The sequence below is a fragment of the Micromonospora terminaliae genome (assembly GCF_009671205.1).
Taxonomy (GTDB): domain Bacteria; phylum Actinomycetota; class Actinomycetes; order Mycobacteriales; family Micromonosporaceae; genus Micromonospora; species Micromonospora terminaliae.
This window is the reverse complement of record NZ_CP045309.1, coordinates 566,982-585,894: the sequence shown is the minus strand read 5'-3', so window position 1 is coordinate 585,894 and position 18,913 is coordinate 566,982. Positions and strand designations below refer to the sequence as shown.

The 18,913-nt window shown below is 75.6% G+C and carries 20 protein-coding genes and 5 tRNA genes; 10 read left to right on the top strand and 15 right to left on the bottom strand.

The genetic code is table 11. The features are described from left to right. Window positions 1–22: 22 nt before the first annotated feature. The 3 genes from GCE86_RS02710 to GCE86_RS02700 all read right to left on the bottom strand — a co-directional run bounded on the left by GCE86_RS02710 (window position 23) and on the right by GCE86_RS02700 (window position 2,093). Window positions 23–1,669, bottom strand: coding sequence for a PKD domain-containing protein (locus GCE86_RS02710; RefSeq protein ID WP_154225430.1), 1,647 nt, complete (start codon window positions 1,667–1,669; stop codon window positions 23–25). A gap of 223 nt (window positions 1,670–1,892) precedes the next feature. Beyond that, a tRNA-Val gene (locus tag GCE86_RS02705) sits at window positions 1,893–1,967 on the bottom strand. Between the two features lie 53 nt (window positions 1,968–2,020). Further along, a tRNA-Gly gene (locus GCE86_RS02700) sits at window positions 2,021–2,093 on the bottom strand. A 183-nt stretch (window positions 2,094–2,276) separates the two neighbouring features. Between GCE86_RS02700 and GCE86_RS02695 the strand changes: the two genes are divergently transcribed. After that, window positions 2,277–2,516 carry a DUF6458 family protein gene (locus GCE86_RS02695; protein WP_154225429.1) on the top strand — a complete coding sequence of 80 codons (240 nt, stop codon included), beginning with the start codon at window positions 2,277–2,279 and terminating at the stop codon, window positions 2,514–2,516. An 87-nt stretch (window positions 2,517–2,603) separates the two neighbouring features. Here GCE86_RS02695 and GCE86_RS02690 read toward each other — a convergent pair whose 3' ends face one another. Further along, entirely contained in the window at window positions 2,604–3,422 is an 819-nt protein-coding gene (locus tag GCE86_RS02690) for an isocitrate lyase/PEP mutase family protein (protein WP_154225428.1), read from the bottom strand. A gap of 70 nt (window positions 3,423–3,492) precedes the next feature. Here GCE86_RS02690 and GCE86_RS02685 point away from each other — a divergent pair, with 70 nt between their 5' ends. Then, window positions 3,493–4,464, top strand: coding sequence for an ArsR/SmtB family transcription factor (locus GCE86_RS02685; RefSeq protein WP_154225427.1), 972 nt, complete (start codon window positions 3,493–3,495; stop codon window positions 4,462–4,464). 74 nt (window positions 4,465–4,538) lie between these two features. On the opposite strand, the gene GCE86_RS02680 is transcribed toward GCE86_RS02685, so the two are convergent. From GCE86_RS02680 to GCE86_RS02670, 3 genes are all read right to left on the bottom strand, one after another. Next, a tRNA-Val gene (locus tag GCE86_RS02680) sits at window positions 4,539–4,613 on the bottom strand. A gap of 13 nt (window positions 4,614–4,626) precedes the next feature. Further along, window positions 4,627–4,697 (bottom strand) — tRNA-Cys (locus GCE86_RS02675). Window positions 4,698–4,731: 34 nt separating this feature from the next. Continuing rightward, window positions 4,732–4,804 (bottom strand) — tRNA-Gly (locus GCE86_RS02670). Between the two features lie 274 nt (window positions 4,805–5,078). Here GCE86_RS02670 and GCE86_RS02665 point away from each other — a divergent pair. After that, the gene (locus tag GCE86_RS02665; protein WP_154225426.1) at window positions 5,079–5,681 is read left to right on the top strand and encodes a TetR/AcrR family transcriptional regulator; all 603 of its coding nucleotides are present in this window, start codon (window positions 5,079–5,081) and stop codon (window positions 5,679–5,681) included. On the opposite strand, the gene GCE86_RS02660 is transcribed toward GCE86_RS02665, so the two are convergent. Both GCE86_RS02660 and GCE86_RS02655 read right to left on the bottom strand, forming a co-directional pair. Continuing rightward, window positions 5,602–6,843 carry an alkane 1-monooxygenase gene (locus tag GCE86_RS02660; protein WP_154225425.1) on the bottom strand — a complete coding sequence of 414 codons (1,242 nt, stop codon included), beginning with the start codon at window positions 6,841–6,843 and terminating at the stop codon, window positions 5,602–5,604. The genes GCE86_RS02665 and GCE86_RS02660 overlap by 80 nt on opposite strands. 85 nt (window positions 6,844–6,928) lie before the next feature. Next, window positions 6,929–7,744: a hypothetical protein gene (locus tag GCE86_RS02655; RefSeq protein ID WP_154225424.1), complete on the bottom strand. Its 816-nt coding sequence runs from the start codon at window positions 7,742–7,744 to the stop codon at window positions 6,929–6,931. 196 nt (window positions 7,745–7,940) lie between these two features. On the opposite strand from GCE86_RS02655, the gene GCE86_RS02650 reads away from it, so the two are divergent. The 4 genes from GCE86_RS02650 (at window position 7,941) to GCE86_RS02635 (ending at window position 11,602) form a co-directional block, all read left to right on the top strand. After that, window positions 7,941–8,609: a class I SAM-dependent methyltransferase gene (locus GCE86_RS02650; RefSeq protein ID WP_154225423.1), complete on the top strand. Its 669-nt coding sequence runs from the start codon at window positions 7,941–7,943 to the stop codon at window positions 8,607–8,609. 9 nt (window positions 8,610–8,618) lie between these two features. Further along, window positions 8,619–9,782: a cytochrome P450 gene (locus GCE86_RS02645; protein ID WP_154225422.1), complete on the top strand. Its 1,164-nt coding sequence runs from the start codon at window positions 8,619–8,621 to the stop codon at window positions 9,780–9,782. A 69-nt stretch (window positions 9,783–9,851) separates the two neighbouring features. Then, window positions 9,852–10,784, top strand: coding sequence for an ABC transporter ATP-binding protein (locus tag GCE86_RS02640; protein ID WP_154225421.1), 933 nt, complete (start codon window positions 9,852–9,854; stop codon window positions 10,782–10,784). Beyond that, a complete protein-coding gene (locus GCE86_RS02635; RefSeq protein ID WP_154225420.1) occupies window positions 10,781–11,602 on the top strand; it encodes an ABC transporter permease subunit in 822 nt (273 codons plus the stop codon). The genes GCE86_RS02640 and GCE86_RS02635 overlap by 4 nt, the downstream gene beginning before the upstream one ends. A 20-nt stretch (window positions 11,603–11,622) precedes the next feature. Here the strand turns inward: GCE86_RS02635 and GCE86_RS02630 are convergent, their stop codons facing one another. Genes GCE86_RS02630 through GCE86_RS02615 form a run of 4 tightly spaced genes read right to left on the bottom strand, consistent with a single transcriptional unit; the run spans window position 11,623 to window position 15,868 of the window. Further along, window positions 11,623–12,246 carry a response regulator gene (locus tag GCE86_RS02630; RefSeq protein WP_204342291.1) on the bottom strand — a complete coding sequence of 208 codons (624 nt, stop codon included), beginning with the start codon at window positions 12,244–12,246 and terminating at the stop codon, window positions 11,623–11,625. Between the two features lie 50 nt (window positions 12,247–12,296). After that, the gene (locus GCE86_RS02625; protein ID WP_244317155.1) at window positions 12,297–13,892 is read right to left on the bottom strand and encodes a sensor histidine kinase; all 1,596 of its coding nucleotides are present in this window, start codon (window positions 13,890–13,892) and stop codon (window positions 12,297–12,299) included. A gap of 54 nt (window positions 13,893–13,946) precedes the next feature. Continuing rightward, on the bottom strand, window positions 13,947–14,675 hold the full coding sequence (gene bioD, locus GCE86_RS02620; protein WP_154225418.1) for a dethiobiotin synthase: 729 nt from the start codon (window positions 14,673–14,675) through the stop codon (window positions 13,947–13,949). Then, a complete protein-coding gene (locus GCE86_RS02615; RefSeq protein ID WP_244317153.1) occupies window positions 14,672–15,868 on the bottom strand; it encodes an 8-amino-7-oxononanoate synthase in 1,197 nt (398 codons plus the stop codon). Before GCE86_RS02615 ends, bioD begins: the two co-directional genes overlap by 4 nt. A 167-nt stretch (window positions 15,869–16,035) precedes the next feature. On the opposite strand from GCE86_RS02615, the gene bioB reads away from it, so the two are divergent. Genes bioB through GCE86_RS02600 form a run of 3 tightly spaced genes read left to right on the top strand, consistent with a single transcriptional unit; the run spans window position 16,036 to window position 17,791 of the window. Beyond that, complete coding sequence (gene bioB, locus GCE86_RS02610; protein WP_091269293.1) at window positions 16,036–17,031, top strand: biotin synthase BioB; 996 nt, start codon at window positions 16,036–16,038, stop codon at window positions 17,029–17,031. Window positions 17,032–17,038: 7 nt separating this feature from the next. Further along, entirely contained in the window at window positions 17,039–17,281 is a 243-nt protein-coding gene (gene bsaP / locus GCE86_RS02605; RefSeq protein WP_420846465.1) for a biotin synthase auxiliary protein BsaP, read from the top strand. 3 nt (window positions 17,282–17,284) lie between these two features. Beyond that, on the top strand, window positions 17,285–17,791 hold the full coding sequence (locus GCE86_RS02600) for a GNAT family N-acetyltransferase (RefSeq protein ID WP_154225417.1): 507 nt from the start codon (window positions 17,285–17,287) through the stop codon (window positions 17,789–17,791). A gap of 19 nt (window positions 17,792–17,810) precedes the next feature. Here GCE86_RS02600 and GCE86_RS02595 read toward each other — a convergent pair whose 3' ends face one another. Together GCE86_RS02595 and GCE86_RS02590 are read right to left on the bottom strand one after the other, a co-directional pair. Further along, complete coding sequence (locus GCE86_RS02595; protein ID WP_154225416.1) at window positions 17,811–18,335, bottom strand: GNAT family N-acetyltransferase; 525 nt, start codon at window positions 18,333–18,335, stop codon at window positions 17,811–17,813. A 51-nt stretch (window positions 18,336–18,386) separates the two neighbouring features. Then, window positions 18,387–18,908: a DUF488 domain-containing protein gene (locus GCE86_RS02590; protein ID WP_154225415.1), complete on the bottom strand. Its 522-nt coding sequence runs from the start codon at window positions 18,906–18,908 to the stop codon at window positions 18,387–18,389. Window positions 18,909–18,913: the final 5 nt, after the last annotated feature.

The following is an 18,913-nucleotide window of genomic DNA, read 5'->3' as shown; positions in this document are numbered from 1 at the left end:
GCCGGCCGGCGGCGTATCCGGCTCAGGCCGGACGCAGGACGAACGTCCAGGTGGTCGTGGTCGTGCTGGCCGCCGCGCCCACCGCGGCCAGGCCGCCGTAGTTCCCGACCGGCACGCTGCTGCCGGAGTCGGCGAGGAGGGTGGTGACCCGCCCGCCGCCGCTCTGGGAGCTGTTGCTGCGCACCTCGACACCGGCCGGCGGAGTCAGCGAGGTGGACACCCCGTCCCCGTGCAGCCAGTACGACACCGCCCAGCTCTGGTCGGCGGTCACCGGGGCGTACGGGGTGATGCGGGTGGCGGAGCTGGCCGGGTCGGTGGTCCGGGCGAAGACCGGCGCGCTCGCCGCGACCCCCCGGTACGCGGCCACCACGAGGTTGCCCTTGGCCTGGCTGTCGAGGGCGACGCGCACCGCGGTTCCGGCGTCCCCGGCGGCGGCGACCTTCCACCAGGCGGTGGTGGTGGCGAAGCCGCCGCCGAGCCGGTCGAGGCGGGTCCAGCCGGTGACCCCGGTGGGCTCGCCGGTGCCGGTGTGGGTGTTCTGGCTGAGCAGGAGCAGCAGCGTGTCACCCGGCTGGACGGTCGGCGGCACGGTCACCGTGTGGCTGGTCCAGTTGGTGTTCCCGGTGGCCTGGCCGACGAAGGAGATCCGCTCGGGCACCGGGGCGACCGTGACGTCGACGGTGGCCGTGCCGGTGGCGCCCCGGTCGTCGGTGACCGTGAGGGTCACCGGGTAGGTGCCGGCTGCCGCGTACGTGTGGGAGGTGGTCGGCACGGAGACGGTGTCGGCGGTGGCGCCGTCGCCGAAGGTCCAGCGGTAATCCTGGATCGCGCCGTCGGCGTCGGTGGAGCCGGCGCCGGAGAAGGTGCAGACCAGCCCGGAGCAGTTCGGGACGAGCTGCGCCACCGGCGGCTGGTTGGCGGGACCGCCCGATCCCTTGAGGATCTTCACGTAGTCGATGTCGCCGCCGAAGTAGTCGCAGGTGACCTTCACACCGTCGCACACGCTCTTGCCGCCGATGGAGAGCTGCCAGTTGTTCGCGATGGTGCCGGTCGGCCCGGTCAGCCGGCTGGTCCGCACCCCGTCGACGTACATCTCGACGTAGGTGGAGGTGCGGTTGCAGGTGACGGTGTGCCACTGGCCGTCGGCGATGGACACGTTGGTGTAGCCGGTCCGCGAGGCGCCGTCGCCGCCGCGGAACAGGCACTTCGGCGTGCCGCCCGGGGCCTCGAACTTCCAGTAGCCGCCGGCGGTCGAGCCCTGTCCCTTCTGGAGGATGTTGCCGAAGGAGCGCGTCGTCCGGTAGCGGATGGTGAACGAGAAGTCCCCGGCGTCGGGGTTGAGGTCGGTGCTGTGCGGCACCACGTTGACGTGGCCCGGGACGTACTCCTGATCGGTGGGCACGTGGACGGCGAACCGGTGCCCGGTGGCGCCCGCGTAGAGGGCGCCCGTGACGACCTCGTCCCCGATGGTGCCGTTGCGGCCGTTGCCGCTGCTGTCCTTGAGCACGGTCGCGCCGGCAGGTTCGTCCATGCTCCAGAACGCGACGGTACGGGTGGCGGTCGCCTCCGCGGGTGCGGCGCCGAGCGTCACCCCCGTGGCCACGAGGAGGGCGGCCACGCCCAGCCGGGCGGCTGTGCGCCCCCACCGTCCCTGCCTGACTGACCGCATACGATCGCCTCCCAGCTCCATGGGCCATCACCCTGTCACGCTGCGGGTCAGCGGTTCCATAACCCGTTGGGCGGATTCGTACCAGGTCCTCCGTGCGACCGGGCGACCGATGTGGCCAGTGGCCGGCGGCGAGGCGGCGGCCGGACCGTCCGATCCGTCCGCCACGGCCATCCGTACGGGAGAAGGCCCGTCACCACGTGCGGTGACGAGCCTTCGGAGGATCTGGTGGGCGATACTGGGTTTGAACCAGTGACCTCTTCCGTGTCAAGGAAGCGCGCTCCCACTGCGCCAATCGCCCGGGAACCCGCCGGATCAACCGGCGACGGTCGGCCCGCGAGGGGGCGGATCGCGAGCGGACGACGGGATTCGAACCCGCGACCCTCACCTTGGCAAGGTGATGCGCTACCAGCTGCGCTACGTCCGCGTCGTCGCCGGCTCGCGTCGGCGACGGGTGCAACTGTACCCGATGACAAGATCGCCCCGCGGCAGGCCCCGCCGCTTCCCGGCAACGCTCGGGTGACCGCTGTCACAGACCGGTGATTGCGCTGGTGGCCGCCGGGGTACTGACTGCGGCGACAGCACAACCGTCCCCCCGAAGGAGGCTGTCGTGGGTATCGGAACGAGCATTTTCCTGATCGCGGTCGGCGCGATCCTCACCTTCGCGCTGGACGCCAGTGTCGGCGGGGTCGACCTGGACGTCGTCGGCTGGATCCTCATGGCGGCCGGCGTTCTCGGCCTGATCATGACGACCCTGGTCTGGGGCCGCCGCCGCGAGGTGGTCACCCCGGCCGAGCCGGTCGAGTACCGCCGGGTCGAGGAGCGCCGGGACATCGCCCCGCCGCTGTGACCCGGACGCGGCCGCGGTCGACGGAGCTGATCGGTCCCGGTCGGGTATGACGGGGGCGCCGCCCGGCGCCCCCGTTCGCGTACCCGGTCAGCCGCGCATCAGCTCGTTCAGCGTGCCGTAGTCGAGCGCGTCGGCCAGTGCGCCGTACGTCCCGGCGGTGAGCGCCTCCTCGGCGGCCCGCCGGGCCACCGCGTACGCGGCCTCGGCGACGGCGGAACCCAGGCTGACCCGGGCCACCCCGAGCTTCGCCAGCGCCGGCACGGGCGGCGCGCCGGGCCCGGCCAGCACGTTCAGCGGCGCCGGAATGGCGTCGGCCAGGGCGGCCACGGTCTCGGGGTCGACCACCCCGGGCACGAAGATGCCGTCCGCCCCGGCGGCCAGGTAGGCCCCGGCCCGCGCCACCGTCTCCTCGATCCCGCCGACGCCGCGCAGGAAGGTGTCGATTCGCGCGTTGACGTAGAGCGGGATGCCGGCCCGGTCGGCGGCGGACCGGACGGCGGCCAGCCGGGCGGACTGCTCCTCGACCGGGCGCAGCGGCGCACCGCCGCCGTGCCGCGCGTCCTCGACGTTCACCCCGACGGCACCGGCGGCCAGCACCGCGGCCACGGTCTCGGCGACCTCGTCGGCGGTGTCGCCGTACCCGGACTCGATGTCGGCGGTGACCGGCAGCGGCACCGCGGCGGCGACGCGGCGGACGACGTCGACGGCGGTGTCGCGCCCGAGGGCGTCGCCGTCCGGGGCGCCGCGGCTCCAGGCGACGCCCGCGCTCGTGGTGGCGATCGCGCGGGCGCCGGCCGCGGCGACGATCCGGGCGCTGGCCGCGTCCCAGGCGTTGACCAGGACCAGCGGCTCGCCGGGGACGTGCAGGGAACGGAAGTGCAGGGCTCGGGTGTGGTGTTCGTTCACCCCGCCAGTCTGTGGCGGCGGCGCGGGCCGCCGTAATGTTTCAGTCCTGGCTGAAACGACGGGGGGCGGCGTGGTCGCGATCGGGCTGTCGGCGGGTGGTGTGGCGCGGGTCCGCTTCGCGCTCTCCTGCCTCTGGGAGGTGATGGCCGGGGTCCGGGTGCTACGCGACCCGGGCCGCCACGCTCTGCACCTGCCGTGGGCCAACCGGGTCCGGCCGCGGCTGGCCGAGGCGGGGCTGCTCGACGGCCTGCTCGGGCACCTCGTCCCGCCCGCGCCGGGCTACCTGCCCGACTTCCTCACCCCGCCGCCGGCCGGTCTGAGTCCCGACCTCGACCAGGAGCTGACGGTGCTCCGCGACACCCCGCCCGAGACGGTCCGCGCGCAGCTCGACCTCTGCCCCGGCCCGCGGCCGGCGGCGGTGGCCGCCCTGTACGACGATCCGGAGGCCGGGCTGCGCCGGCTCGCCGACGAGATCGCGGCGTACTGGCGGCTGGCCGTGGCCCGCGACTGGCCGCGGATCCGGGCGGTGCTCGACGCCGAGGTGTTCCACCGGGCGCGCCGGCTGGCCGAGGGCGGCGCGGCGGGGCTCCTCAACGATCTGCACGAGCGGGTCCGCTGGGAGGGCGACGCCCTGCTGATCAGCCAGCGCCACTGCGCCGCTCCGGACGTGCCGGACGGCCGGGGGCTGGTGCTGGTGCCCTCGGTCTTCGTCTGGCCGTCGGTGCTCAGCATCGCGGCCGGTGACGTTCCGCAGCTGGCCTACCCGGCCCGGGGGATCGGCGGGCTGTGGGAGTGCCCGGCGGACGCCCCGGACGCGCTGGGTGCGGTGCTCGGGCGGGGACGGGCGCGGCTGCTGGCCGCCCTGGACGCGCCGCGGTCGACCACCGAGCTGGCCCGGCGCACCGGGCTGTCGCCGGCCGGGGTGTCGCAGCACCTCACCGCGCTGCGGGCCGCCGGGCTGGTGGTGACGCACCGGCAGGGCCGGTCGTTGCTGAGCAGCCGGACGGCCGTGGCCGAGGCGCTGCTGGGCGCGTCGGCGTGAGCGGGCGGGGAGAAGCCCGTGTGCGGGCGCGCAAAGCGAGAGGCCGTGTCGAGTGATCGACACGGCCTCTGTGCTGGTGGGCGATACTGGGTTTGAACCAGTGACCTCTTCCGTGTCAAGGAAGCGCGCTCCCACTGCGCCAATCGCCCTCGTCAACTGCCGAGGTGGAGACGGGATTTGAACCCGTGTACACGGCTTTGCAGGCCGTTGCCTCGCCTCTCGGCCACTCCACCGAGGTTGCCCCCGACATGCGTGGCGGCATCTCCGAGCGGACGACGGGATTCGAACCCGCGACCCTCACCTTGGCAAGGTGATGCGCTACCAGCTGCGCTACGTCCGCGTGCCCCCGGTTGTTACCCGGTGACGGATGAGAACTTTAGCCGAGCCCGGGAACGGTTGCCAAATCGGGTCCCGTTTCCGGGCGCGTCCGGGTGATGGAGGTTCGGGCCTCCGAAGCTTCCTAGGAGCCTGGGCGGGAGCTGATGAAGATCCCTCGCAGGCCGGAGACCTGCGGATTGTCGCCCCGGATGCACTGTCCGGCATCCGACTGTCGTGCGCTCGACCGGCCGCTTCGGTAACTCCTCGTGGTCACTCGGATGGGCTACGGTAACGGCGTGACGAGACGTGCCGCCGAGATCCGCCTGGACGCGCTGCTGCGCACGGCCTGTGAGGTGATCGCGGAACGGGGACTCGCCAACACCCGCACGGCCGACGTGGCCGAGGCCGCCGGGGTCAGCCAGGCCCTGGTCTTCTACCACTTCGCCACCAAGGACCGGCTGCTCGCGCAGGCGTTCGCCTACGCCGTCGAGCAGGATCTGAACCGGCTCGACACGGTGGTGCGCTCCACCGCCCCGCCGCTGGCCAAGCTGCGGCGGATGCTCCGCCTCTACGCCCCGGCCGGCCGGTCGACCTCCTGGTCCATGTGGATCGACGGCTGGGCCGAGTCGCTGCGCACCCCGGAGCTGGAGAAGCTGTCCCGCCGGCTCGACCTGCGGTGGCGGCGGGACCTGGCCGCGGTCATCGCCGACGGGGTGGCCGACGGCACCTTCGACTGCCCCGACCCGGCCGGTGCGGCCTGGCGGATCAGCGCCGTGATGGACGGCCTGGCCGTGCAGCTCGCGGTGCACGAGCGGGTCATCACCCGCCGGCAGATCGCCGAATGGGTGCGTCTCGTCGCGGCGCGCGAGCTGGGTCTGGAGCCGGCACAGCTGGACTGAGCGGGCCGGGCGCGACGGACCCCCGCCCGCGCCTGCGCAGCCGCTCCCGGGCCGGCGGGTGGACGTTGGCCAGCTCCAGCTCACCGCCGTAGTGGGCGAGTACCCGGTGATCCATGACCCGGCGCCAGACCGGCGGCAGCAGCGCGGCGACCACCATCGTGGCGTAGCCGGCGGGCAGTTGCGGGGAGGCGTCGAAGCTGCGCAGCGTCTGGTAGCGGCGCAGCGGGTTGGCGTGGTGGTCGCTGTGCCGCTGGAGCTGGAAGAGGAAGACGTTGGTGACCGTGCGGTCGCTGTTCCAGCTGTGCCGGGGATCGACCTTCTCGTACCGGCCGGCGGCGGTGCGCTGGCGGGCCAGCCCGTAGTGCTCCAGGTAGTTGACCACCTCGAGCAGGGAGAAGCCGACCACCGCCTGGAGCGCGAGGAAGACCAGCACGCCGGGGCCGAAGGCGATCGCCAGCACGGCGTAGAGGACCAGCGTCATCACCCAGGCGTTGAGGATGTCGTTGCGGTGCGTCCAGGGGCTGCGGCCCCGCAGCCGGAACCGGCTGGTCTCCAGGCGCCAGGCCGAACGAAGGCTGCCGACGACGGTACGCGGCCAGAACGCCCAGAAGCTCTCCCCCAGGCGGGCGCTGGCCGGGTCCTCCGGCGTGGCGACCCGGGTGTGGTGACCCCGGTTGTGCTCGACGTAGAAGTGCCCGTAGCCGGTGGGCGCCAGCGCGATCTTGGAAAGCCAGCGTTCCGCCTTCTCGCGCTTGTGACCCAGCTCGTGGGCCGTGTTGATGGCGATGCCGTCGACCACCCCGACGGTGGCGACCAGGCCGGCGGCGGCCGCCCAGGAGAGCCCGCCGTGCGTCCACACGGCACAGCAGAGCACGAGGGCGGCGTACTGGGCCGGCAGGTAGAGGTAGGTGAGCCAGCGGTAGTAGCCGTCGGCCTGCAGCGCCGGCACCGCCTCCTCCGGCGGGTTCTCCCGGTCGTCGCCGATGAGCAGGTCGACCACGGGGATGACGCCGAAGACGATCGCCGGGGTGAGCCACCAGGCCCAGCCGCCGCCGGTCGCGTGCCAGAGCGACCAGGCCACGAAGGGCAGCACGGGGACGAGCAGGGCGAGCGGCCAGAGCGGCTTGCGGGTGTCCCGCCAGGGGACGGTGTCGGTGCCCATCGTCAGCCTCCGATCCGTGAACTCCTGCCCAGACTGTGGCAGCGGTCACGGCGTTTTACAAGAGGCAGAGTTTTGTAAAGTGAACTCACCAGCGCGCACGTGCGGGCCGGGCGAACTCCGGCGCCTCGCGGTCCGGGCGCAGCAGCCGCCGCATCCGCAGCAGCAACCCCGCCCCGAGGAAGACCAGCAGCCCGCCGAGGAGGAAGGCGACCTGGACCACGCCGAAGCCACCCGAGGTGGACGCCGGGCGGCCCGCCGCGCCGGGCGGCGGGGGCTCGACCACCGCCGCCTCGCTCGACGGCTCGTCGGCCACCGGCTCCTCCGTGGCCGGCTCGGTCGGCTCGGCGCTGCGCTCGGTGGGCTCGGGCGTCGCCTCCGTCGGGGCGGCCGACGCCTCCTCCCCCACCACCTGGCGGTCGGCGGTCTGCCGGGCCAACAGGCGCAACTGCGGGTCGTACGCCTCGGCGGCGAAGCTCACCCGCCCCCGGCCCACGTCCCCGGCGAACGCCACCCGGTAGCGGGCCGTGACGGTGCGGCCCGGGCAGAGCACACCCGGATCCAGGTCACGGTCGGTCAGCCGGGCGGTGTCCCCCTCGGTCCGGATCTCCAGCGGGAAGGAGCCACTGTCCTCCACCCGGTCCACCGTGACCTGGTCCAGCCGCAGGCCCTGCACCCGCAGCAGCATCGACCAGCGCACCTTGACGCAGCCGCCCCCGTCGGTGCGGGACACCACGGCGGACAGCGTCTCCGCCCGGTCCCCGGCGGTGAACTCGTCCGGCAGCCCGCTCAGCTCGGTCGAGAAGGCGGCCGCCGCTCCGGCCGGCACGGCCGCGCCGAGCCCGGCGCCCGCCAGGCAGGTCAGCACGACCCCGATCCGCAGCGCGTACCGCCACCCGCTCACCACCGTCTCCTCCCGTCGGCCGCGTCCACCCGGAAACGCTAGGAGCGCCGGCGGCGCCCCGGTAGACGGGCGTGTTCGCACGAACCGCCAACACCGGGGGCCGTTCTCACGCAGGGTGGTGAACCGGTTACGGCTGCTTCACGACACGCCCGGGATCCCTCGCCGGCGGGCTCGGGGCGTACGACAGAATCACCCGGTGCCCGACCTGTCCGCGGCCTTCGTCCGGCTGCACGCCCGGCTCGCCCCGGTCGCCTTCGTCCCCGAGGTGCGGCTGCACCAGGCCGACGAGCCGATCGGCCTCTGGGAGCTGACCGAGGGCGAGTTCCACAGCGCCCAGCCGCCGCCGTTCTGGGCGTTCGCGTGGGCCGGTGGCCAGGCCCTCGCCCGCTACGTCACCGACCACCCCGAGCTGGTCGCCGGCCGCCGGGTGCTCGACCTCGCCTCCGGCTCCGGCCTGGTCGCCATCGCCGCCGCCCGGGGCGGCGCGGCCACCGTCCGGGCCGTCGAGGTGGACGAGCGGGCCGTCGCGGCCGTCGCGCTCAACGCCGAGGCCAACGGGGTACGCGTTGACGCCGAGCTCGGCGACATCCTGGACGGCGACGCCGGGGACGCCGAGGTGGTGCTGGCCGGCGACGTCTTCTACAGCGAGGCCATGGCCCGCCGGATGCTGCGCTTCCTGCTCCGGGCCGCCCGGTCCGGCGCCCGGGTGCTGGTCGGCGACCCCGGCCGGGCCTTCCTGCCCCGCGAGCGCTTCCACGAGCTGGCCGCGTACGAGGTGCCGGTGCCGGAGGCGCTGGAGAGCGTACGGGTGAAGCACACCACCGTGTGGGAGCTGGACCCGGCTCCGCCGGGAGCCGCCCGCTAGCGTGACGCCGTGCTGTTCCGGGGCTGGGGGGAGTCCGTCGACGGACCGTGGCCCGACGTGGCCACCGTGGTCGACCACGTGGGCGTGCCGCACCTCGTGGTGACCCGGCACGCGCTGGTCCGGCGGCTGCTCACCGACCCGGCGACATTCCGCCCGGACAACGCCCTCGACGCCGTGACCCCGATCCCGGTGGCCGCGCTGCGGGTGCTCGCCGGGCACCGGTTCCGGCTGCCACCGACGCTGGCCAACAACGCGGCGGCGAGCCACCCGGAGATCCGCGGAATCGTCGCCGACGCGCTGCACCCCGACCGGGTGGCCGCCCAGCAGCCCTGGCTCACCGGCCTGGTGCGCGAGCGGGTGGCCCGGCTGGCCGCCGACCTCGCCGCGGGCGAGCCGGTCGACCTGTACGCGGGCCTCGCCGCCGACCTGCCGCTGCTGGTGCTGGCCCGGCTGGTCGAGCTGCCGGACGCCCCGGTGGGCGCGGTCAAGGACTTCGCCCGCGCCGCGCTGGAGCTGTTCTGGGCGCCGCTCGACGAGTCCCGGCAGCTCGCCCTCGCCGCCGAGGTGGGCCGGTTCCACACCGTGCTGCGCGCGTTCGCCGCCACCGGTGGCGGGTTGGCCGCCCGGCTGCGCGCCGCCGGGCACTCCCCCGACGTGGTGGTCGGCGCGCTGTTCTTCCTGCTGGTCGCCGGCCAGGAGACCACGTCGCAGTTCCTCACCCTGCTGCTGCACCGGCTGGCCGGCGAGCCGGCGGTACGCGCCGGCCTGCGCGCGGGCGAGGTCGCGGTGGCCGACGTGGTCGAGGAGGGGCTGCGGCTGGAGCCGCCGATCGTCACCTGGCGGCGGGTGGCCGCCGTGGACACCACCCTGGGCGAGGTCGCCGTGCCGGCCGGCACCAGCATCGTCGCCTGGCTGGCCCGGGCCGGCCGGGACCCGGCCGTGGTGGCCGCGCCCGGCGAGTTCCGGCCCGGGCAGCGCGGCTCCCGCCGGCACCTGGCGTTCGGTGCCGGCCCGCACCGGTGCGTCGGTGCGCAGCTGGCCCGGATGGAGGCGGCCGTGGTGGTGGCCGAGGCGGCACCGCTGCTCGACGGCGTGACCGTGGTCCGGCCGCCGTGGTGCCCGGACAACCTCACCTTCCGGATGCCCGACGCGTTCGTGGTCCGCCGGACCTGACGAAAGTCAGGGTGCGGCGGTGCCGATCGGTGGCGGTGCGCCACCGCCTCCGCTGCCTACCGTCGGCGCATGATCACACTTCGTGGGTTGACGAAACGGTTCGGGGCGGCCACCGCGGTCGACGACCTGACCGTCGAGATCGGACCGGGGCAGGTGACCGGCTTCCTCGGCCCGAACGGCGCGGGCAAGTCCACCACCATGCGGATGGTGCTCGGGCTGGACCGGCCGACCGCCGGCCGGGCCCTGGTCAACGGCCGGCCCTACCGGGAGCTGCGGTACCCGCTCCACGAGGTCGGCGCGCTGCTCGACGCCACCGGCGTGCACCCGGCCCGTTCCGGGCACGCGCACCTGCGCGCGATGGCCCGCAGCAACGGCATCCCGGCCCGCCGGGTGGACGAGGTGCTCGACCTGGTGGGGCTGGACGCGCGGGCCGCCGCCAAGCCGGGACGCGCGCTGTCGCTCGGCATGGGCCAGCGGCTCGGCATCGCCGGGGCGCTGCTCGGCGACCCGCCGGTGCTGCTGCTCGACGAGCCGGTCAACGGGCTCGACCCGGACGGGGTGCGGTGGATCCGCCGGTTCACCCGCGGCCTCGCCGACGAGGGACGGACCGTGCTCATCTCCAGCCACCTCATGAGTGAGATGCAGCAGACCGCCGACCGGGTGGTGGTGCTCGGCCGGGGCCGGCTGGTCGCCGACGCGCCGCTCGCCGAGCTCATCGCCGCCCGCCCGGCCAGCTCGGTCCGGGTACGCGGGCCCGAGCCCGCCGGCCTGGCGGCCCTGGGCGCGCGGCTGGCCGCCGAGGGGGCGGCGGTCAGCCCGGACGAGGGCGGGCTGGCCGTCACCGGCGTCCCGGCCGGCCGGGTCGGTGACCTCGCGTACGAGCTGGGGGTGCGGCTGCACGAGCTGACCCCGGTGGCCGCCTCCCTGGAGGAGGCGTTCCTGGAACTGACCGCCGGCAGCGTGGAGTACGCGGCCGGCCCGACCGGAGGCGAGACCCGATGACCGCCCTGCCCACCGCCGTCCCGACCCGGCCGGCGTCCCGGCCCGCCCCGGCCCGCGGCCCGTTCACCGGTGCCGTGGCCGCTGAGTGGACCAAGCTCTGGTCCGTCCGGTCCACCTGGTGGACGCTGCTGGCCGCCGTGCTGACCATGACCGCCACGGCCGGCCAGCTCGCCATCTACGCGGTGAACGCCAACACCGACGACGACCCGACCGTGAACCCGGGCGTCCTGCCGGTCGGCGAGGTGGTCGCCGGCGCGCTGGAGCTCACCCAGTATGTCGTGCTCGCGATCGGCCTCTTCGCGATCACCAGCGAGTACGCCAGCGGCACGATCCGGACGACGCTGCGCTGCACCCCCTCGCGGGGGCGGGTGCTGGCGGCCAAGGCGGTCGTGGTCGGCGCCGTGACATTCCTGACCGGGCTGCTGGTCGGCGCGGTCGGCGCGGCGGTCGCCCGGCCGGTGCTCGGCGAGTGGGGCCGGGCCCCGCTGGGCGGCACCGTGGGTGACGTGGTGGCCTCGGCCGCGTACCTCGCGCTGGTGGGCGTGCTGGCCCTCGGGCTGGCGGCGGCGCTGCGCGGCGCGGTGCTCACCCTGACCGTGCTCTTCGCGCTGCTGATGATCGTGCCGCTGTCGCTGCAGGAACCGGGGATCACCGTCCTCACCCGGATCGCCGACGCGTTCCCCGGGGTCGCCGGCAACCACTTCCTGGCCGGGGACACCGAGCCCTACCCGGCGGCCGTCGGGCTGCTGGTGCTCGCGGGCTGGGCCGTCGCCGCGCTGGCGCTGGGCCGCTGGGCGCTGCGCCGCCGGGACGCCTGAGCGGGGCGGGGCGGGGCTGGTCAGCCGGTGGGCGGGACCAGCCCCGCCTCGTACGCGAGTATCGCCGCCTGCACCCGGTTGCGCACGTCCAGCCGGGTGAAGATGCTGGTCAGGTAGCTCTTCACGGTGCCCTCGACGAGGTGCAGCCGGCGGGCGATCTCGGCGTTGGACAGCCCGGCCCCGACCAGGGCCAGCACCTCGCGCTCCCGGTCGGTCAGCCCGGCCAGCCGGTCCCGCGCGTACGGGCCCTGGGCCAGCCGGCCGCCGCTGAGCTCGATGACGCGGCGGGCCACCCGCGGCGACAGGTACGCCCCGCCGTCGGCCACGGCCCGCAGGCCGGCGAGCAGCTCCCGGGGATCGCCGGACTTGAGCAGGAAGCCGCTCGCGCCGTGACCGAGCGCCCGCGCGATCAGGTCGTCGTCGCCGAACGTGGTGAGCATGACGCTGGCGGTCTCCGGCACCAGCCGCCGGATCTCCGCCGCCGCGGCCAGCCCGTCCTGCCGGGGCATCCGGATGTCCAGCAGCGCCACCCGGGGCCGGTGCGCCCGGACCAGCTCGACGGCCGCATGGCCGTCGCCCGCCTCCCCGACCACCTCGATGCCCGGGTCGGCGGCCAGGATGGCGCGCACCCCGGCGCGGACCATCGCCTCGTCGTCGGCGAGCACCACCCGCAGGGGGCGCCCGTTGTCGTCGGTCACTGCGCGATCCGCTCCTTGCTGACCAGCCGGCCGTCGGTGAAGCAGAGCCGCCAGGTGGGCTCCGCGAACGGGAAGTTGCCGTCGGTGTAGAACTCGCAGCCCGGTGCGGACCCGGCCGGCGGGTCGGCCTGCCGGCGGGGCAGCCCGAGGTCGGCCCGCTCCGCACCGAGGCGCAGCCGCTCGTAGCCCGACCGGTCGAGGACCGCGCCCGCCGTGGCGAGGGGGTAGTAGACCAGCGCGAGCACCAGGGCGAGGCCGGCCGGGGCGCCGAAGGCCACGAGCAGGCTGCGCCGGGCCCGCCGGCGCGCCTCCCGCAGCCGCCGTGCCGCGTCACCGGCGCGGTCGCGCGGCCCCCGGCCCGACCCGCCGTCCTCCCGGAGACCGTCGCCCGCCGACCCGGCGAGGCCGCCGGACCGGCCGGCGCCCGGGGCGTCGGGCCGGTCGGCGTCGACCACGGCGGGGGCGGCCGTCAGCGGCAGGTGCGCGGTCACCGCGAAGCCTCCGCCGCGCGGGCCCGCGTCCAGCACGCCCCCGGCCAGGCGGACCCGCTCGCGCAACGCCAGCAACCCCGAGCCGTGCGACGCCGGCCCCGGCAGCGGCCCGTCCGGGGCCGGGCCGTTGACGACCGACACGGCCACCTCCCCGCCCGCCCGGTCGACCGTGACGGTGACCGGGGCGCCGGGTGCGTAGCGGGCGGCGTTCGTCAGCGCCTCCCGGACCACCCGGTGCACGGCGTGCGCGACGAGCGGCGGCAGGTCCCCGCCGTCCGGGTCGGCGCGCAGGTCGACCGCCAGCCCGGCGTCGCGGGCGCCGTCGACCAGCTCCGCCACCGTCTCGCCGGCCGGCCGCAGCGACCCGGACCGCTCCTCACGGAGCACGCCGATGATGTCGTGCAGCCGCTCGGTGGCGGCGGCCACGCTGGCCCGCAGCTCCCCGGCCGCGCTCCGGTGGGCGGGTGGCAGGTCGGCGGCCAGCTCCAGGGCGGCCGCGCGCAGCGCGATGAGGCTGAGGTCGTGCCCCAGCGAGTCGTGCATGTCCTGGGCGATCCGGGCCCGCTCGCGCAGCCGTACCCGCTCCACGGCGGCCCGCCGCTCCCGCTCCTCGGCCTCGGCGTGCCGCTCCCCGGCCTCGGCGAGCGCCCGCTGCTGCCTCCGCATCCGGCCGAGCAGCCAGGGGAACACCCCGGCGAACAGCAGCACCGAGGCGAGCAGGAACCAGGTTTCCGGGTTGGTGCCGAGCAGCCCGAGGTTCACCGCGGTGCCGGCGACCGCGATGGCGGCGAACACCGCCGCGACCCGGCCGGCGCCCGCGCTGCGCCGGCCGGCCAGGTAGCTGAACACCGGGATGGCGAAGACGAAGTTGCCGTCGACCAGCGAGCCGAACACCACCGCCAGCAGCGCGGCGAGGGGCCACCGGCGGCCGAGCGCCACCGCGAGGCCGAGCAACGCCAGCGAGCCGGCCAGCAGCGCCACGGCGTGCCGCGGCCAGGGCGGGGTGAGCCCGGCGTACGCCACCGGGGCGGCGACCACGGCCCAGAGCAGCAGGTCACCGGCCCGGCGCCGGACGGACGGCGGGATACGCGGCGGTTCCACGGCGGCCAGGCTACCGACGGGCGGCCGGACCGGGCACCGACGAAAGTCAGGTGCTCAGCTGATCTCCTCGGCCCAGGCGCGCCAGTCGTCGAGCACGCCGTAGAGGGCCGGGGTGAGCCAGCCCGGCGCGGACCGGCGGAACACCCCCGGGTCCATGCCGCCGGCGCCCATGGGCAGCGCGCCCAGCAGGTTGGGCACCAGGTCGGACAGGTTGAGCCAGTGCACCAGCTCCGGCTCACCCGGCCAGGCGCCGATCACCACGCCGGCCGGGATGGCCCGGCGTTCCAGCGCCTCCAGGGTCAGCGCCGTGTGGTTGAGCGTGCCCAGCCCGGCGCGGGCCACCACCACCGCCGGGGCGCCCAGCGACACCGCCAGGTCGGCCACCGTCCAGGGCTCGCCCGACGGGCGCAACCCCATGGGTACGAGCAGCCCGCCGGCCCCCTCGACGAGCACCAGGTCGTGCTTGTCGGTCTCCTCGCGGATGGCGTCGACCGCGGTGTAGAGCTCCAGCGGCTCCAGCTCGGCGACCCGGGCCGCGGCGAGCGGGGCGAGCGGATCCGGGTAGCTGGCCAGGGTCCGCCCGGTCAGCGGGGCGGCCAGCCGGGTCACCGAGTCGACGTCACCGGGCTCGCCGGTGGCCGTACCCGTCTGGCCGGGCTTGACCACCGCGACCCGCAGCCCGGCGGCCTGCGCGGCGGCGGCGATCGCCGCGGTCACCACGGTCTTGCCCACCTCGGTGTCCGTGCCCGTCACCAGCACCGGCCCGGTCCAGCCGTTCGTCATGAGCCCTCCTTCGTTCGCGACTGCGGGGCTCGCAAACCCGGCTCACTCCTCGCGCTCACCGCGGCACAGTCCACGATCACGTCCAGGGCCCGCTCGAAGTCGGCCCGCGCCACCCCGGCGTTCAGGGTCAGCCGGAGCCGGGAGCGGCTGTCCGGGGTGGACGGCGGCCGGAAGCAGCCCACCGCCACACCGCGGTCCCGGCAGGCCGCCGCCCAGGCCGTCGCCGCCTCCGGGCCGGGGGCGGTCACCGAGACCACCGCCGCATCGGGCGCGGAGACCTCCAGGCCCGCCCCGCCCAGCCGGCGCACCACGAGGGCGGCCCGCTCGGCCAGCTCGGCACGCAGGTCGTCGCCGGCGCGGGCCAGCCGCAGCGCGGCGCGTACCCCGGCCACCACGGCGGGCGGCGGGGCGGTGTCGAAGATGAAGGTACGGCCGGTCTCCACCAGGTGCCGGACGAACTCCGCGGGCCCGGCCACCACCCCGCCGGCTCCGCCGAGCGCCTTGGACAGGGTGGCCGTCACCACCACGTCGGGCTCGCCGGCCAGCCCGGCCGCGACCACCCCGCCGGCGCCGGCCGGCCCGGTGACGCCCAGCGCGTGCGCGTCGTCGACCAGCAGCAGCGCGCCGTGCCGGCGGGCCACGGCGTGCAGCGCCGCGAGGGGGGCGAGGTCGCCGTCGACGGAGAAGACCGACTCGGTCACCACGACGGCCGGGCGTCCCGGGGCGGCGGCCAGCGCCGCGGCTACCGCGTCGACGTCGGCGTGCGGCGTGACGATCGTCTCGGCGCCGGAGATCCGGCAGCCGTCGATCAGCGAGGCGTGGTTGTGGGCGTCGGAGACGAGCAGGGTACGCGGCTGCACCAGGCCCCGGACCGCGGCGAGGTTGGCCAGGTAGCCGGAGGAGAAGACCAGCGCCCGGTCGGCGCCGAGCCAGCCGGCCAGGTCGTCCTCGAGGGCGTGGTGCGCCTCGGTGGAGCCCCGCACCAGCCGCGACCCGGTGGCGCCCAGCCCGTACGCCGACAGCGCCCGGGCGGCGGCGGCCGTGACCTCCGGGTGGGTGGCCAGGCCGAGGTAGTCGTTGCCGGCCAGGTCGACCACGGCGTCGCCGGCGGCGCGCGGGCGCAGCGTGCGGGTGAGCCCCGCCTTGGCCCGCAGCTCGGCGCGGCGGTCCAGGGCCGCCAGCCAGTCCGCCACCGTTCCGTTCCTTCCCCTGACCCGTCGCCCTCCGGGCGCTTCCGCGGGGCGAAGTTACCACCCGGCCGGAGGGCCCCGGCGTGGCGCGGTCCGGCTCGCCGGCCCTGCTCGCGAGGGCCGGACGCGGCCGTTTCCCGGGCTCGGAGGGGCCTTGTAGGGTACGAGCCATGCCAGAGATCCTCGACCAGGCCCGGACCCAGGTGCTGGAGAACGGCGTCGGCCTCGACGAGGCCGGTGTCCTCGCCGTGCTGAACCTGCCCGACGAGCACCTGCCCGCCGCCCTCCAGCTCGCCCACGAGGTGCGGATGCGCTGGTGCGGCCCGGAGGTCGAGGTCGAGGGCATCGTGTCGCTGAAGACCGGCGGCTGCCCGGAGGACTGCCACTTCTGCTCGCAGTCCGGCCTGTTCACCTCGCCGGTCCGGTCGGTCTGGCTGGACATCCCGGCGCTGGTCGAGGCCGCGAAGCAGACCGCGGCGACCGGGGCCACCGAGTTCTGCATCGTGGCCGCCGTGCGCGGCCCGGACGCGCGGCTCATGAAGCAGATGCGCGAGGGCGTGGCCGCCATCAGGGCGGAGGTCGACATCCAGGTCGCCGCGTCGCTCGGCATGCTCACCCAGGAGCAGGTCGACGAGCTGGTCGAGATGGGTGTGCACCGCTACAACCACAACCTGGAGACCTGCCGCTCCTACTTCCCGAACGTGGTCACCACGCACTCCTTCGAGGAGCGGTGGGAGACGTTGAAGATGGTCCGCGAGTCCGGCATGGAGGTCTGCTGCGGCGGCATCCTCGGCTTGGGCGAGACGGTGGAGCAGCGCGCCGAGTTCGCCGCGCAGCTCGCCGAGCTGGACCCGCACGAGGTGCCGCTGAACTTCCTCAACCCCCGCCCGGGCACCCCGCTCGCCGACCGCCCGGTGGTGGAGGGCAAGGACGCGCTGCGCGCCATCGCCGCGTTCCGGCTGGCCATGCCGCGCACCATCCTCCGGTACGCGGGCGGCCGCGAGCTGACCCTCGGTGACCTGGGCACCCGGGACGGCCTGCTCGGGGGCATCAATGCGGTCATCGTCGGCAACTACCTGACCACGCTGGGCCGGCCGGCGACCGCCGACCTGCAGCTGCTGGACGACCTGAAGATGCCGGTGAAGGCGCTCTCCGCGACCCTGTGAGGACGACGTGACCGAGCTTGTCGAGCCCGCCGCCGGCCCGCTGGGCCCGGCCGGCGGTCCCGCCGCGGCCCCGGGCTGGTGCGACCGCTGTGGCGAGTCCGTGGCGGCGGGCCCGCACGAGGCGTGCGCGGCGGCCCGGGCGCTGGAGCCGCCCCGCTGGTGCGCGCACTGCCGGCGGCGGATGAAGGTGCAGGTCGTGCCGGCCGGCTGGTCGGCGGTCTGCGTCGAGCACGGCGAGATCCGGGGCTGAGACGTGCTGCGGGGACGGGCCGTGACGTTGCGACCGGCGACCGACGCCGACGTGCCGGCCCTCGCCGCGATCCGGGCCACCCCGGAGGTACGCCGCTGGTGGCGGGGCGGGGACGACCTGGCCGAGGCGGTCCGCGCCGACCTGGCCGACGGCGACCTGACCGTCTACGTCATCGAGCACGACGGCCGGCTGGTCGGGGCGATCCAGTGGTACGCGGAGACCGACCCCGACTACCGCCACGCCAGCCTGGACATCTTCCTCGACCCGGCGGCCCGCGGCGCCGGCCTCGGCGGGGACGCCATCCGCACCCTGGTCCGGCACCTCATCGACGAGTACGGCCACCACCGGTTCACCATCGACCCGGCGGCGGCGAACACCGCGGCCATCCGGGCGTACGCGAAGGTGGGGTTCCGGCCGGTCGGCATCCTGCGCCGCTACGAGCGGGGCGCGGACGGCCGCTGGCACGACGGCCTGCTCATGGACCTCCTCGCCGACGAACTCCCCGACTGACTCGGCCGGGCCTCGGTCGTCAGCGGGTCCGGATCCAGTAGCGGCGGAGGCGGCCCAGCTCGGTGTCCCGCACGTCTTCCAGCACGCCGCCGTGCCGCTCGATGGTCCGCGCCGACGCAGTGTTGTCGACGTCGCAGGTGACCAGGACGGGGTCGATGCTTTGCCGGGCCGCCTCGGCCAGTGCCCCGCCGAGCGCGAAGGTCGCCAGGCCGCGCCGGCGGGCCGCGGGCCGCACCCCGTAGCCGATGTGGCCACCGGCCCGGAGCAGGAAGTCGTTGAGGCGTAGCCGCAGGCTGACAGCGCCCAGCACCTCGTCACCCTCGACGATCCACCAGTAGAGCGCCGGGACCAGCCCCGCCGGCAGCCGGGACTCGTCCGCACCCTCCTGGAGCCGGCGTACCCAGGTCGCGAAGCCCTCCGGCGAGTCGACGTCGTCGCTCGGCTTCAGTCCGCTGCCGTCCTGGTGGACGCCTCGCCCCCAGTCGTCCCGGGCGGCCAGCCAGGACCGGTGCAGACGGGCGGTGGGGGTGATCAGCTCCGGCATGCGGGCAGGGTAGCGGCGTGATCCGTGGCTGGGCCACCGAGTTCCGGGCGGTCAGCCGTTCCAGAGCAGGTGGCCGTCGGGGAGGCGGCGGGCGCCCTCGGCGGGGCGGTGCGGGCCGAGCCGGCCGTCGGGCATGAGGTGCGCCACCGGCACCCCGCGACCGAGCACCGCCACGTCCGCGATGAGCCGCCGGTGGCAGCGCCACCACACGCTCTCGCTGCACATCACGGCGGTGGTCCGGTGGGCGGCGTCGGCGAGCACCGCGTCCAGCGCCGCGTCGAACTCGGGTGTGCGGGTGTGGGCGGCGTACGCCCGGAAGGCCGCGACCGTCCACCAGGTGTCCGGCTCCGGTTCTCCGGCCGGCACGTGCCGTCGGCCGCCGAGGGGGGGCTCCCAGCGGTAGTCGATGCCGCGCTCGGGGAGCCAGCGTTCGAGTTCCTCCCGCCGGACGTCCGGGTTGGTGCGGCTGGCCGGGTACCGCCGCACGTCCACGACGAGCGCCACCCCGGCACCGGCCAGCAACTCCCCCAGCCGCTCCCGATCCGCGGCCCCGTGCCCGACGGTCACCAACACGCCCC